Raw genomic sequence first — 13716 nt, forward strand, 5'->3', positions numbered from 1 at the left:
AAAATAAACAATGATGAACAAGAGATTCGTTTTTTCAATCGCATTACTTCTATTATTTTTCGGATTTTCGAAAGCGCAACTTACGGTTCATAAAATGGTTCACGTAGGTTATGTTTATCAGAATCAAAGTTTTGCTGAGGTAGGAGGGAGATTGCTTTTTCTGAACAATGACGATTTTATTTACAGATTAGGAGTTGCTGGAATGATGGGAAGTGTTAATGGGAAATTTGCAATTATACCTAAAGTTCAGGGAGATATTTTATTTAATACGGAACGGAATGTTGATTTATACCATTCTTATTATTTTTTAGCAGGAGCGGAAGCAACCACTAAATATATCGCACCAAAAGCCGGAGTCACTTTATTTGGGATAATTGACTTGACAGGAGGTTACGCTTTCCCGATAGATAAGTCCGGAATTAATGGAAAAGAACTGAAAGGACTCAATTTTAATTTTACGATAAATCTACCATTAGTCATGCTTCACGATTTATTGAAGAAATAATTTTGTATTTTTTTGTTAATTAGTTAACAAAGTATTAACTTTTTTACTATTTTAGCCACTCACAATAAAGCCAATTTTATAGATTATATATCTCTATTAGTTTTTTAATATTTCAAGTTTTCAAGCCTAAATTTAATGGGCCACAAAATCTTGGATGCAAATATAGAAGAGAGTTATGATTAATAATACAGATAGTTGGCTGATCTCGAATTTCAAAAATGGTGACGAAAAAGCGCTCGCCGTACTCATTGAAAGGCATCAGAAAGAAATTTTCACCTTCATTTTTTATAAATTAATGGATGAAACCTTGGCGAATGATATTTTCCAGGATACTTTCATGAAAATTATTGTTACCCTAAAAGAAGGTCGTTATAATGAAGAAGGAAAATTTGTGCTTTGGGCAAAACGCATCGCTCATAATCTGGTAATCGATCATTTCAGGTTAAAAGCAAAACATAATAAAGTCTCAGAAACATCTTATGATAATGAAGAGTTCTCAATTTTCGACTTAATTTCTGGTCAAGAAGAAAATATTGAAGAACAATTAATCAGCAGGCAAATTCAGGAAGATTTGATGAAAATGCTTGATTATTTGCCAGAAAATCAACAGGAAGTAATTAGACTGCGATTCTTTGATGGATTGTCTTTTAAAGAGATTGCAGATCAAACTGATTCCAGCATCAATACAACATTGGGAAGAGTACGTTATGCGTTGATCAACTTGAGAAAAATTATGGATGAACATCAAATTGTTTTGACCAGATAATAAAATGGGAATGTTTTCGTTTTTAGTTAAACTTTTCGCGTATGAAAAAATTTGACACTTTAAAAGAAAAACGATTGACACCAAAGAAACAAACCATTGAATTTTTACTCAGTTATTCCCAGAGTATTGCAGTAGTAAAATTGAAATCAAAAATCCATATTGTTTCTAAGAACTAATCTTAATTTACTTAAATTTGTGCTGTATGAAAATTCAGCACATTTTTTTTGACCTCGATAATACACTTTGGGATCACCGCGGAAACGCTTATTTAACTTTAAAAGAAATTTTTAAAAGACAAAAGGTTCACGACAAATATAATTTAGATTTTGAAGACTTTCATCGGGAATATTTTACCATTAATGAAAGACTTTGGGAACAAATTCGTGATGGAGAAATCGATAAAGAATATTTGAGGAAACACCGATTCTACGATTCTTTTCTCTTCTTCGGAGTTGATGATTTCGAATTGTCTCAAACTTTCGAACATAATTTCCTGGACGAAATTCTGAACTATAATGATTTGGTAGAAGGAGCATTTGAAGTTCTGGAATATCTTTACGACAAGGGTTATAAACTGCATATTCTTTCAAATGGATTTAAAGAAGTTACGCATAAAAAATGTGAGCTTTCTGGAATCCAAAATTACTTTCAAACCATTACCAGTGCTGATGAAATCAACATCAGAAAACCGCAACCTGAAATTTACGATTATGCATTGAAAAAAGCCAACGCCACGGTTGAAGAATCGATGATGATTGGTGACGACTGGATTGCCGACGTAGAAGGTGGGAAATCCTTTGGTTTAAAGGTTATTTATTTTGATGTCTTCGATGATAAATTTGAAGCGGAAGATGTACAAATCATTAAAAAACTAATTGAGTTAAAAGAACTTTTATAAAAGAAAACCTTTCCGATTTGGAAAGGTTTTTAGTTTGATATTTTGAATTAAACTCCGACACTTTTTCGAACTCGTGCTAAAGTTTCCAAAGCGATTACTTTGGTTTTCGCAGCACCTTCCTGTAGTTTTTCTTCCAGTTCTGGCAGGTTGTTCATATAGTATGTAAAGAGTTCTCTTTCCTTTTCAAATCTGGTCAGAATCAAATTGAGTAATTCTGTTTTTGCATGTCCGTAACCGAAATTTCCGGCTAGATATTTTTGTCTTAAAATTTCAGTTTGTTCAGGGGTTGCAATCAATTCGTATAAAGCAAAAACTTTGTCGGTTGCTGGATCTTTAGGCTCTTCAAGAGATTTCGAATCGGTATCAATTCCCATTACTTGTTTTTTCAATTCCTTTTCTGGTAAGAAAATATTGATAATGTTTCCTCTTGATTTCGACATTTTTTGTCCGTCAGTTCCTGGAACATATTTCGTGTCTTCCTGTAATTCAGCTTGTGGCAGAACGAAAACTTCGCCCATTTGATGATTGAATCTCGCGCCCATATCGCGCGCCATTTCCAAATGCTGCAGCTGATCTTTTCCAACAGGAACTATTTCTGCATCGTACAATAAAATATCCGCAGCCATTAAAACAGGATAGGTAAACAATCCTGCATTAACATCATCTAAACGATCGGCTTTATCTTTAAAAGAATGAGCCAACGTCAACCTTTGATATGGAAAAAAACACGATAAATACCAGGTTAACTCACAAGTTTCAGCAATATCACTTTGTCTGTAGAAAAACGTTTTGTTGGTATCTAAACCACATGCAAGCCAAGCTGCCGCGATTTCATAAGTGTTTTGTTTTAATTCTTCCGCGTTTTTAATCTGTGTTAAAGAGTGCAGGTTTGCAATAAACAAAAAAGATTCGTTTTCTGGTTTTTTAGACAATTCGATAGCGGGAATAATCGCTCCAAGTAAATTTCCTAAGTGCGGTGTTCCCGTTGCTTGTATTCCTGTAAGTATTCTGGACATGTGTTTTGATGTAATTTAAGAGCAAAAATACGAAACAAAGCTAATACTACCAATCGGAGTTTATTAGAAGTTTACTGATCAGAATTAATCAGTTGTTCGATATTGTTTTTTAGAAGTTTATTTCCTTTTTTATTTGAAAGAAAACTTCTCACCAAAAATAAAATTGCAAGCAAAGAAAAACCAAGAATCAGCAATTGATAAATGTTGAATTTTGTGATCGCATTGTTTGTTTTTTCCTGATTTTCAGAAGATTGTATCTTGATGTACCGATTAAGCGATTTCTGATCTTTTTTTTCTTTTTCTTGTTTTAATTTTAAAACCTCATCACTATAAAACTGATATTTCCCCCAATTATTTATAGCTAAATAGTTATTAGCCATTAATTTATAAATGCCTTCATTAAGGACGAGATCTCCAATAGACTTTGCTAAATGATCTGCCTTATCCAATAAACCTAAGGATTCTGTATATTCATGATTAACATATAGATTCTCTGATAAACCTTTTAGAGCGTAGGCTTCAATGCTTTTTGCGTCTGCCAAATGGCCATATTTTATCGCTTCTGTAAAATAAAATTTCCCTTTAGAATTTTGATTTAATTCCATGTAACAATAACCCATATTGTATAAAATGACGCTGATATTCGATGAGTTTGCTTTGGTTTGCGGCAGTTTTTTAAAATATTCAACGGCTTGAGAGAATTTTTCTAAAGCCATTTCTGGATTTGATTGACTTCTGTAAATCATCCCACGAATCATATTATTGAATTCAAAATTATAATTCCTGCTTTTATCATTTGGCGGTAATTTCAGATAAAACTCTTTGGCTTTATCTAAAGTTTCTAATGATTTATCATAAAGCTGCATCTGTTGATATTGCACAGAAACGGTATTTAAAATTCGGATTTTTGTTTTTAGTAAGGCATCAGAATTAATGAGGTTGGTGGTCTTCATAATGAAATACAGCGAGCTGTCGATATCACGTTTTGCAATATACGCCGTGGAAATCATCATGTAAAGATTCGCTACTTTATCGGTGTTTTTTTCGTTCTTTAATAAAGCAGATGCGATTTTGATCGACTCATTTGGGTTTTCATAAAGAATGTCATTTGCTCTTTTTATTTCCGATTTGTCATTTTTTACTTGTGAAGAAAGGGGAATAGACAAGCAAAGTAAAAAGCAGCAGAGTAGGTTGAAAAGTGGTCTCATCTAATTTGTCGTTTGTTTACTTGTTGAATATATTCATTGGGAGACATGCCGGTTACGGATTTGAAAACTACTGTAAATGTACTGTGAGAAGTAAATCCCGCGAATTCTGCTAAATAACTTATTTTATATTGTCGATACGCGAGGTCAGAAGAAATAAGGTGAGCAATGTGGTTAATTTTCAGTTCATTAATATAAGTAGTGAAGTTTTTTCCTTTAAATTTATTAATGACCTCAGAAAGGTATTTGGTGTTCGTTTCTAATTGTGCGGCAAGAAGAGCTAAAGACATATTCTTGGCTAAAAATTGTTCAGACTCTTCAAATTCGTTGAGTTTTTGCAAAAGATGGTCTTCTTTTTCTTTCGGGATGACTAATGCTTTTTTAGTATTGATCTTTTCTGGTTCTGCAATCTTATCTTCCTTTCTTTTTAAGATTGACTTCTGGTTTTCAAAAAACAAAACCTGTTTCTCAAGCATTTTTTTCTTTTGTTTTTCCTGATAGTTGAAAAAGAAGATCGTCGAAATAATTAACAGTGCAATTCCGAGGTAAATGTAGGTCAGCTCTTGTTTTTTAGAAATATAAGTATTGTAGTTTTGTGTTTGAAAGCCTTGACTTAATTTCATAATATTTCGAATAGCTTCTTTTCTGTTCTCTTCTATTATAGTTTGTGAATCATCATGTTTTTTTTGATAATCTTTGTGCTTGTCGTTTTCTTTCAGCGCGAGATAGTTTTTGGCGAGACCGCTGTAAATTTTATTTTTGAGGATTAAAAAATCAGCATTTGAAACCTTTTCCAGCGCTTTTTCCAGTAGTTCTGCGGCGGCGAAGTATTCTTTTTTCTCAAATAAAAGATCTGATTGATTCAAATAAGTAGTCGCTAAAAGATAACTGTTGTTTGGATGGGCTTTTAAAATACTTGCTACTTCTCCGAAATACCTTTCAGCTGTTTTGTAATCTTTTAATTGAGAGTATATTTTCCCAGTAAGAATTTTGTTTTCGCAAAAAGTACTGTAAGAATTGGGGGAAGTAAATCTAATATAATTGTTACTCAGCGCGATATTTTCTAAGGCTTTATCGTAATTTTTAAGAGCAAATAAATTAGAAGCATGCAGCTGGTAAACTTTAGCAGACTTGTAACTCTTGTTATTTTTTGCTTGGCTATAATCTTTTAAAATAGGAGTTACAAGAGTTTCTGATTGCTCATGTAGATTAACATCCTGAAAACACTGTATAACTCCGAGGTTAATGAGCAATTGATCTTTTTGTTGTAAAAGTTCGGGAGCGTTTACATTTTCTAACGCAATTTGTACCGCATCAACATAATTTCCTTTAAAGGAATAGGCTTCTGCAAGAATACTTTTGATGATTAGTTTGTCATAATGTTGATCATCTTTAATATTAATATTCTTGCAAGATCTAATAGCAGCGTCGGGATCTTGATGAAGTTTTTCAATACTTCTTCCAACCATTATTTCGAAGTCACTTTTCTTTTGACCAGATAAAAAAACAGTGCTTATTAAAAAAAGAAATATAAATAGTTGCTCCCACTTCATTTAACAAAAATAATTTATTTTTTATGATATACTATTATTTTGTTATTTATATGTGATTTCGTTATTTTTTATTTAAAAAAGATGATTTATTTAATGGTTTGTTGTCCAATTGGTAAGGATTTCAAATGCTGTAGCTAGGGTAAACGGTGGAAATAGCTTTTTTATAAATGTTGATTATCAGTTGTTTGCGATTTTCAACTTTGTGTTTTCATGAAATGCAAAAGCCATTCGTTAGTAAGTACGTATCAATTGAGATATGTTTGTATAACAAAATAAAATATTAAACTATTATGAAAAAAATTTACTCAACAATGCTTGTGCTCTGCGGTTTAGGATTCGCCAGTTCTCAAGTTTTTAATACTGGTGATTACGCGACAATGGATGATGTGTCAGACACGGGTGTCGCGGTAGGGAATGTGATGAATGTACTGCATGTAATGTGGAATGAAGGAACCGGATTGGTTACTATTGGAGAGGTTACTGGTGATGAGCAAATTTCTGGGACTACCAGTATATCAAAAGATGCAAAGTATGTATCTGGGACAATGGTAAATCCTGATACAGGAAAAAGTGAAATGGCGAGATATAACACGACGACAGGTACATGGACTTATTTAGGAACCATCAATCCTGATGGCGATGGTACTTCGGCTTGGGGAATGACCAGTGATGGATCTGCTATTGTAGGTCTTGGTTTCGTTTCCGGATGGGAAGCTCATGCTATGAAATGGACGCAGGCAACTGGTATAGTTGATTTGGGAAGTACAACGCCTACGAGAAGTTCCCGTGCAAATGCAATTAGTGATGACGGGACGGTAATTGTAGGATGGCAAGATGATGACTATGGAGATCGATTCGCTGTTTATTGGAAAGATAATGTACAATCATTTATACAAAAAGAGAATAGCAGCTTTACTGGTGAGGGCCAGGCGGTGACTCCAGATGGTAATACCATTGTCGGAACGTCAGAGGAAGAAGAGGGCGCTTTCGTTTGGAACGCTGCAGATGGCTATATAAGTATTAAGCACCCAGACCCAATGTATATTGGTGGCGCATCTGGAGTGAGTGATGATGGTAAAACGGTAATCGGCTATTTTAGACCTTGGGGAGCACCTGCAACTTCTGGTGAAGGTTTTATCTGGACAAAAGAAACGGGTAGGATAAATCTTAACGATTACGTTGCAAGCTTAGGTTATGATGATTTAGGGATGACCTTCGCACTTCCATTGGGGATTTCTCCTAACGGTCAATATATCGCTGGTTTAGGGACGAGTGGTAATGGTCTAAGTGGATTTGTTATTAAACTACCAACTAATCTTGCTACAGCAGTTGCTCAAAATAAATCGAAAGTTGGGATTTATCCAAATCCGGTTAAAAATATTGTAACTATTACTAATGCTGATAAATTGACTAATGTAGAAGTTTATAATGCTGCAGGACAAAAAGTTAAGTCTTCTGAAGTTTTGAAAAATAATCAATTAGATCTTTCAGGATTATCAAAAGGTGCTTACATTCTTAAGATTAATAACGCTGGAAAAACTGAAACAATCAAGTTTATTAAGGAATAATTAATCTATGTAAAAGTGAATTATCCGGCACATTTGGAGTTCACTGAAAATATTCATATCAATAAAAAGGGCTTGTACAGTTAGTGTGCAAGCCCTTTTTTCTTTATGTTTTCTAAGCCAACTTTCGACAAGTCAAAATTTTTGGTATTAAAGAGCTACTTTAGATTTAGTCAGTTTTTCGATAATTTTTTTTTGTCGTCGATTCTTTTTCCTTAACTTATAAATGATGATGAATAAAAATGCAAGTAAAACAAACGCAGAGATTACCGCAATCCATTGGTAACCACCATATTCTTTTCGAACTTTAGAATTAATTTCGTGCTGCTCCAAATTCTGAGTGTTCAAATATCTGTTCAGTGATTTTAATTCATTTTGTTCCAATTTTTTTTGGACATCTAAATATTTACTGTTATAATCTTGAAATTTTTTAAAGTCATTAATAGCCAAATTGTTATTTGCTAAAAGTTTAAAGATTCCTTCATTCAAAACCAAATCACCACTTGGTTCGCCAAGTTGCTCTGCTTTGTATAGTGCTCGAAGTGACTCATCATATTGATGCATCAGAAATAAACTTTCGCCTTGACCTTTCAGTGCATAAGCTTCTAAACTATTGGCTTTAAATAGTAAGGCGTATTTTTCAGCGTCTTTAAAATATGAAATTGCTTTTTGAAATTGTGATAAATCAATGAAGCAATTTCCAATATTATAATAGATTATGCTTAAGTTGGCAGAAGATTTTTTATCGAATTTTAGTTTGTGAAAATTTTGGGCTGCTAGTTTAAATTTTTCTAAAGCCAAATCTGGATTCGACTGATTGCGATAGATCATACCACGTACCGCATTGATAAAGCCACTGTTAAAAAGTTGGTATTCATTGCCAGCTGGCAACTTGTCGGTCATTACTTGTGCCTGGTCCAGACTTTCGAGCGCTTTATCATACAATTCCATTTGTTGATATTGTACTGCGATAGAATTCAGAATCTTAATTTTCGTCGTTGGTAGCGCGTCCGTATTGATGAGGTTAGCCGCTTTTAAAATGTAAAACAAAGAACTGTCAGTGTTCCTTTTGACAATATAAGCGTTAGAGATCAACATATAAAGATGAGCAACTTCATCTACCTTTTTTTCCTTTTTAAGAAGTTTTAGCGCAATAGAAATGGTTTCATCAGGTTGATCATAAACTTTAGTTCGCAAGGATTCTGTGCTACCTTGTGCCATCAACACCGTAGTTGCCAGTAAAATTAAAAGTTGAAATAATTTAGTTCGCGACATGTTTAATCTTTTCGTAAAGTTTGCATATATTCGTGTGGCGACATGCCGGTAACTGCTTTGAAAATATTGGTAAAAGCACTGTGAGAAGTAAATCCTCCAATTTCTGCGATATAACTAATCTTGTATTGCAGGTAACTTCGGTCGGTCGATAATAAATGAATAATGTATTTGATTCTCAATTCATTAATGTAAGAATTGAAGTTTTTGTCTTTGTACTTATTAATAATTTCAGAAAGATATTTGGTGTTGGTATTTAACTCACCAGCTAAAGTTGGCAACGACATATTATTGTCCAGATATTTTTTGGACTGTTCAAATTGCTGTAAACCATTTAGGATCTCTTTCTCCGTTTCTTTTGGGATAATGAGTTGTTTCTTAAGAGGCTCTTTCGCTTTTACTTCTTCTTTTGAAACTTCGGTTTGTTTAAAATTGATTGTTCTGAAAAACTTAATTTGTTTAATTAAAGTTTTGCTTTTTTGAACTTCCCGAATGAAAATGTAAACCATCAATAAAACCAGCAACAATGAAATTCCAATAATATAACGAAGTTGCATTTTCTTTTGATGAAGAATCACTTTATTATTTTCAGTAGATAATTCTGTGCTGAGCTTAATGAGTTCAAGCCGCGCTTCTTTTTTGTCTTCCTCCAGTAATTTTGAAGTTTCTCTGTATTTGTTTTTGTACAGTTCAAACTCTTCATTGTTTTTGATGACCAAATAATTCTTGGCCAAATCTTCGTAAATACTACTTTTTAAAGGGATGTAATTAATTTTGTCAATTGCATTTAAAGAACTATTTAAACATTCGATTGCTTGATCATAGTGCTGTTCTTCGAAAAATAACTGACCGCGAAACTGTTGAATTACTGAAAATAAATAGGTAGCACGTGGAAGTGAGCTTAAATCTTTTAAAAGGCGATCTGCAATTTTTCGGGCTTCTGGTCGGTTTCCTTTTTCTAAGGCGATAGTCGCTTTTAAAAACTCATTTTCTTTTAAAATTAAAACGAATGAATTTTTATTGTTTTTAGCAAAATTAGAACTTTTAAGTAGACTCTTTTCTGCTTCATCTAGTTTTTTAAGAGCGATTAAATTTCTGGTGTTTAGTTGAAATAATTTGGCATATACGGCATTAGAAACTTTTTTATCTGTACTCTTTGTATCTTGAAGTAGAGGTTCAATTATTTTCGAAGTTTGCTCATAAAGGTTTAAAAAATAGAACTCTCTGGCAATAATTAACCCGCTCAGTAATTCCTGATTTTCATTTTCCAGAGTTGATTTTTCGAATGCATCCCGAACGGATGATAAATAGTCGCCTTTCAATAAATAGGCACGTGTTAATATATCTTTGGTAAACCAGCCACCTCCGTCATTTCTAACTTCTTTTGCAGCATGAATTGCAACATCTGGATTTTCATAAAGTTTTATAAAACTGTTTTCCACACGCAATTCAAAATCCGAACGACTCTGAGCGGAAAGAAAATTGAGGCTCAGAAGGATTATTAAAAAGGGTTTTATAAAAATACGCATTGAGCAAAAATACTCTATTTTTTAAGATTAAATAAATTTTTTATCATACTTAATTTCGGGATTTTAAATAAGAAATTGAGCCTTTTTTTTGCGCTAAATTTAATTTAAAGTAGTGTTTTAAGAAACAATATCTATTAAGTCTAAGTGTTATTATTGATTGATTAGCAGGTTTTTATGATGTCTGTATTTTTAAATTTCGTGAAATATGCAAGACAAGTTCGACTCTGGATGCTCATAATATTTTAGATTTGATTGAATTTAAAATCAAAATATTATTATGAAAAATCTTTACGTAGCAGCTCTTTTTTTAGCAGGATTCAATCTTGCGCAATCTCAGGTTTATGATACTGGGAGTTTTGTATTTATGACCGATGTTTCTAATAACGGCGTTGCCGCTGGAAATGTTATGAATGCTGCTCATCTTTATTGGACAGAAGACGCTGGAACTTTGGAAATAGGTGAATTAACAAGTGGTGATTATATCTCCGGATATACCAATGTTACATCAGATGGTAAATTTATCTCTGGAACAATGACGAATCCGGGAACTAATTATGATGAAATGGCAAAATATGAAATTGCAACCGGTACTTGGGCTTTCCTTGGTGGTCTTGGGGCAATGTCTGATATGACTGTAAGTTCTGCCTGGGGAATGACGGGTGATGGTAGTGCAATCGTTGGTCTGGCTTATCCAGCGCCATCAGATGCTCATGCTGTAAAATGGACTCAAGCTGGTGGAGTTGTAGATTTAGGAAGTACAGTGCCTAATAGAAGTTCACGTGGTAATTCAATTACTGATGATGGTACCATAGTAGTTGGATGGCAAGATAATGATTACGGAGACCGAGAAGGAGTTTATTGGAAAAATGGAGTGCAAACTTATCTTAAAGATGACAACGGGATGAATACCGGTGAAGCAGTTTCTGTAACTCCAGACGGTAAAACAATCGTAGGTTTTACGTTTGATAATCCATTTATTTGGAATGAGACCGAAGGTTATACAATGATTACTCATCCAGATCCAGATTTTTCCGGTGCAGCATCTTCAATTACTGATGATGGTAAAACGGTAGTTGGTTATTTCAGACCTTGGAATGGGCAGGCTGTAATGGGCGAAGGTTTCATCTATACCAAAGAAGGTGGAAGAATGAACCTTAACGAATATGTTGCAAGTTTAGGATTTGATGATCTTGGGATAACTTTTGCGCTACCAATGGCAATTTCACCTAATGGACAATACATCACTGGAGCTGGTAGAACTGATGATGATATCAGAGGATTTGTAATTAAACTTCCAGCAGGTGGACTTGCAACTGCTAACGTACAGAATACAAAAATGACCGTTTATCCAAATCCGGCTCAAGATGTTTTATACTTCAACAACGCAAATAAAGTTTCTAGCATTGAAGTTTATAATATGGTTGGACAAAAAGTACTTTCTACAACGGCAATCTCGAAAGAAGGTTTAGATGTTTCTAAATTGACGAAAGGCGCTTATGTTGTTAAAGTGAAAACGGGTAACCAAACAGAAAGCGTTAAGTTGATTAAAAAATAAGGAATTTTTAAAATTCACATACTTACTAAAGAGAATCGTCGCAACATTGCGACGGTTTTTTTATTTTTAATTAATGAGGAATTACCACTTTTGAACCACCGAATTTTGGATCAACACCAAAGAATAAATCCCAGAATACCTTTGTCCGTGCAAAATACTCACGCAGATTAGTCTTAAAGCCTGCCTGTTTATTTACATCTTTTGCATTGTAGCCATATGCCTTAATTCCTTTTTTCTGTGCGATAAAAACGGCTCTTTCATTGTGAAATCGCTGTGAGATAATAATATAAGAGTCTTGTCCGAAAATTTCTTTTGCCCGAACAACGGAATCTAGTGTTCGAAGTCCTGCAAAATCTAAAAATATTTTCGTCTTCGGAATTCCTCTGGCAATTAGTTCATTCTGCATATCTTCCGGCTCGTTATAATTTTTTGTAGAATTATCGCCACTTACAATGATGTAGCTTATTTTTCCACTTTTGTATAATTCTACCGCCGCATCGATTCTATAGGAAAAGTACAGATTCTTATTTCCATTTTTTAAGGTTTTCGAAGTTCCTAAAACCAATCCCACTTTCTCCTTTGGAAGTTTATTAATAGTCGAGGTCACATAATCTTCAGTAGCATTTTCGATTTTTTGGTTTGCCCAAAGAGTAAAGAAAATTCCCAACACGATAAGCGTCAGGAATATTTTAATCATATTTTTAATCAATCTCATTTTATCATTTTTAAAAATCTAAACCATTTGGCAATGCTTTTTTTCTGAAAATCAATAATAACACAGCTCCAACTGTAATTGCAGAATCTGCTACATTAAAAATGTATTTAAAGAATTCGATATGTTTGCCGCCAATTAAAGGAAAGCTTGGTGGCACATGCCAGTCGACTAAAGGGAAATGCAGCATGTCAACCACGCAGCCTTTCATAAATGTAGAGTAGCCTTCACCAAAAGGAACAACTTTAGAAATTCCGCCGTATTCAATCCATCGCCCGATACTTTCATCGTAAACAGTTCCGCTGTCGAAGAGCATTCCGTAAAACATTCCGTCGATTAAGTTACCGATCGCTCCGGCGAAAATCATCGCCATTGGAATTAATAAATAATTGCTGGCACCTTCTTTCAGCCATTTACTGAAAAGGTAAACCATTCCGCCAATTAAAAATACTCGGATAATTACCAGAAAATATTTCCCGATTAACCCACCGAAATGGAAACCGTAAGCCATACCTGGATTTTCTACAAAAGTCAATTTAAAACCTGGAAATACAGGAACGCTTTCTCCTAAATTGAAATGCGTTTTAATATAAAATTTAGAAATCTGATCGATTAAAAGAATGATGAAAGTGATTAATGCTATTTTCTTCATTTCTAATCGTTCTTTGGTTTGTCCTTAAAATTACGTGCTGGTTTGTCTTTTTTTTCAGGAGTTCTTGCTTCAGATTTCGGAGCAGCATTATGATTTCTGGTGTGAAATTTTTCATACTTAATACCCATGTCTTTCATTACGCTTTTTAGCGCGTTAAGTTCCATTTGATTTTTTGGGTGAACAATGAGTGATTCCATTTTTATTTTATTTTTTTTGAAAGTTCGTCTAGTCTTTTTTTATCTTCCGGTGATAGATCTTTCAATCCGTTTGGTCCCATTTTGCTTAAAATTTTATCCACTTCATCTTCGCGATCTTTTCTTTCAGAGTTGTATTGATCGTCAATAGTGTAGTTTTTCTCTTTCGTTGGACTGAATTTTTCTGTAATATCTTTTCGGAAAAAGTAAATGAAAATAACAGCAACTGCAAGTAGTATGAGAATAGTGTTCATGAATTTAAAATAGAAATGCACAAAGTATTCTGTATAAAAA

Annotated in this window: 15 protein-coding genes; 6 read left to right on the forward strand and 9 right to left on the reverse strand. The window is 33.6% G+C overall.

The window, feature by feature from the left end; translation table 11 throughout:
* Positions 1-10: 10 nt before the first annotated feature.
* The 4 genes from Q73A0000_RS13700 (at position 11) to Q73A0000_RS13710 (ending at position 2169) form a co-directional block, all read left to right on the forward strand.
* Positions 11-505: a hypothetical protein gene (locus Q73A0000_RS13700; RefSeq protein WP_193811495.1), complete on the forward strand. Its 495-nt coding sequence runs from the start codon at positions 11-13 to the stop codon at positions 503-505.
* Between the two features lie 175 nt (positions 506-680).
* On the forward strand, positions 681-1271 hold the full coding sequence (locus Q73A0000_RS13705; RefSeq protein ID WP_193811496.1) for an RNA polymerase sigma factor: 591 nt from the start codon (positions 681-683) through the stop codon (positions 1269-1271).
* Between the two features lie 41 nt (positions 1272-1312).
* Positions 1313-1447, forward strand: coding sequence for a hypothetical protein (locus Q73A0000_RS17095; RefSeq protein ID WP_262892921.1), 135 nt, complete (start codon positions 1313-1315; stop codon positions 1445-1447).
* Between the two features lie 26 nt (positions 1448-1473).
* Complete coding sequence (locus Q73A0000_RS13710) at positions 1474-2169, forward strand: YjjG family noncanonical pyrimidine nucleotidase (protein ID WP_193811497.1); 696 nt, start codon at positions 1474-1476, stop codon at positions 2167-2169.
* Positions 2170-2216: 47 nt separating this feature from the next.
* Here Q73A0000_RS13710 and trpS read toward each other — a convergent pair whose 3' ends face one another.
* The 3 genes from trpS to Q73A0000_RS13725 form a co-directional block, all read right to left on the reverse strand.
* Positions 2217-3185: a tryptophan--tRNA ligase gene (trpS, locus tag Q73A0000_RS13715; protein WP_193811498.1), complete on the reverse strand. Its 969-nt coding sequence runs from the start codon at positions 3183-3185 to the stop codon at positions 2217-2219.
* A gap of 71 nt (positions 3186-3256) precedes the next feature.
* Positions 3257-4393, reverse strand: a complete 1137-nt coding sequence (locus Q73A0000_RS13720; protein ID WP_193811499.1) for a hypothetical protein — start codon at positions 4391-4393, stop codon at positions 3257-3259.
* Complete coding sequence (locus Q73A0000_RS13725) at positions 4390-5859, reverse strand: helix-turn-helix domain-containing protein (protein WP_208458784.1); 1470 nt, start codon at positions 5857-5859, stop codon at positions 4390-4392. The genes Q73A0000_RS13720 and Q73A0000_RS13725 overlap by 4 nt, the downstream gene beginning before the upstream one ends.
* A 374-nt stretch (positions 5860-6233) precedes the next feature.
* Between Q73A0000_RS13725 and Q73A0000_RS13730 the strand changes: the two genes are divergently transcribed.
* The gene (locus Q73A0000_RS13730) at positions 6234-7511 is read left to right on the forward strand and encodes a T9SS type A sorting domain-containing protein (RefSeq protein ID WP_193811501.1); all 1278 of its coding nucleotides are present in this window, start codon (positions 6234-6236) and stop codon (positions 7509-7511) included.
* Positions 7512-7658: 147 nt separating this feature from the next.
* On the opposite strand, the gene Q73A0000_RS13735 is transcribed toward Q73A0000_RS13730, so the two are convergent.
* Both Q73A0000_RS13735 and Q73A0000_RS13740 read right to left on the reverse strand, forming a co-directional pair.
* Positions 7659-8783 (reverse strand): tetratricopeptide repeat protein, encoded by a 1125-nt coding sequence (locus Q73A0000_RS13735; protein WP_193811502.1) that lies wholly within the window; start codon positions 8781-8783, stop codon positions 7659-7661.
* Positions 8784-8785: 2 nt separating this feature from the next.
* Positions 8786-10222: a helix-turn-helix domain-containing protein gene (locus Q73A0000_RS13740; RefSeq protein WP_193811503.1), complete on the reverse strand. Its 1437-nt coding sequence runs from the start codon at positions 10220-10222 to the stop codon at positions 8786-8788.
* A gap of 364 nt (positions 10223-10586) precedes the next feature.
* On the opposite strand from Q73A0000_RS13740, the gene Q73A0000_RS13745 reads away from it, so the two are divergent.
* Positions 10587-11864 (forward strand): T9SS type A sorting domain-containing protein, encoded by a 1278-nt coding sequence (locus Q73A0000_RS13745; RefSeq protein WP_193811504.1) that lies wholly within the window; start codon positions 10587-10589, stop codon positions 11862-11864.
* Between the two features lie 70 nt (positions 11865-11934).
* Here Q73A0000_RS13745 and Q73A0000_RS13750 read toward each other — a convergent pair whose 3' ends face one another.
* Genes Q73A0000_RS13750 through Q73A0000_RS13765 form a run of 4 tightly spaced genes read right to left on the reverse strand, consistent with a single transcriptional unit; the run spans position 11935 to position 13676 of the window.
* The gene (locus tag Q73A0000_RS13750; RefSeq protein WP_244140746.1) at positions 11935-12561 is read right to left on the reverse strand and encodes a vancomycin high temperature exclusion protein; all 627 of its coding nucleotides are present in this window, start codon (positions 12559-12561) and stop codon (positions 11935-11937) included.
* Between the two features lie 28 nt (positions 12562-12589).
* Complete coding sequence (locus Q73A0000_RS13755; protein WP_193811506.1) at positions 12590-13228, reverse strand: lipoprotein signal peptidase; 639 nt, start codon at positions 13226-13228, stop codon at positions 12590-12592.
* Positions 13229-13230: 2 nt separating this feature from the next.
* Complete coding sequence (locus Q73A0000_RS13760; RefSeq protein ID WP_193811507.1) at positions 13231-13425, reverse strand: DUF2683 family protein; 195 nt, start codon at positions 13423-13425, stop codon at positions 13231-13233.
* Between the two features lie 2 nt (positions 13426-13427).
* Entirely contained in the window at positions 13428-13676 is a 249-nt protein-coding gene (locus Q73A0000_RS13765) for a DUF6576 domain-containing protein (RefSeq protein WP_193811508.1), read from the reverse strand.
* Between the last annotated feature and the right edge of the window lie 40 nt (positions 13677-13716).

Source organism: Kaistella flava (ex Peng et al. 2021) (assembly GCF_015191005.1).
GTDB lineage: Bacteria > Bacteroidota > Bacteroidia > Flavobacteriales > Weeksellaceae > Kaistella > Kaistella flava.

Bases quoted from the DNA above. Each gene is read 5' to 3' on its own strand.
- Q73A0000_RS13700 (WP_193811495.1), top strand. From the start codon at position 11: ATGATGAACAAGAGATTCGTTTTTTCAATCGCATTACTTCTATTATTT.
- Q73A0000_RS13705 (WP_193811496.1), top strand. From the start codon at position 681: ATGATTAATAATACAGATAGTTGGCTGATCTCGAATTTCAAAAATGGT.
- Q73A0000_RS17095 (WP_262892921.1), top strand. From the start codon at position 1,313: ATGAAAAAATTTGACACTTTAAAAGAAAAACGATTGACACCAAAGAAA.
- Q73A0000_RS13710 (WP_193811497.1), top strand. From the start codon at position 1,474: ATGAAAATTCAGCACATTTTTTTTGACCTCGATAATACACTTTGGGAT.
- trpS (WP_193811498.1), bottom strand. From the start codon at position 3,185: ATGTCCAGAATACTTACAGGAATACAAGCAACGGGAACACCGCACTTA.
- Q73A0000_RS13720 (WP_193811499.1), bottom strand. From the start codon at position 4,393: ATGAGACCACTTTTCAACCTACTCTGCTGCTTTTTACTTTGCTTGTCT.
- Q73A0000_RS13725 (WP_208458784.1), bottom strand. From the start codon at position 5,859: ATGGTTGGAAGAAGTATTGAAAAACTTCATCAAGATCCCGACGCTGCT.
- Q73A0000_RS13730 (WP_193811501.1), top strand. From the start codon at position 6,234: ATGAAAAAAATTTACTCAACAATGCTTGTGCTCTGCGGTTTAGGATTC.
- Q73A0000_RS13735 (WP_193811502.1), bottom strand. From the start codon at position 8,783: ATGTCGCGAACTAAATTATTTCAACTTTTAATTTTACTGGCAACTACG.
- Q73A0000_RS13745 (WP_193811504.1), top strand. From the start codon at position 10,587: ATGAAAAATCTTTACGTAGCAGCTCTTTTTTTAGCAGGATTCAATCTT.
- Q73A0000_RS13750 (WP_244140746.1), bottom strand. From the start codon at position 12,561: ATGATTAAAATATTCCTGACGCTTATCGTGTTGGGAATTTTCTTTACT.
- Q73A0000_RS13755 (WP_193811506.1), bottom strand. From the start codon at position 13,228: ATGAAGAAAATAGCATTAATCACTTTCATCATTCTTTTAATCGATCAG.
- Q73A0000_RS13760 (WP_193811507.1), bottom strand. From the start codon at position 13,425: ATGGAATCACTCATTGTTCACCCAAAAAATCAAATGGAACTTAACGCG.
- Q73A0000_RS13765 (WP_193811508.1), bottom strand. From the start codon at position 13,676: ATGAACACTATTCTCATACTACTTGCAGTTGCTGTTATTTTCATTTAC.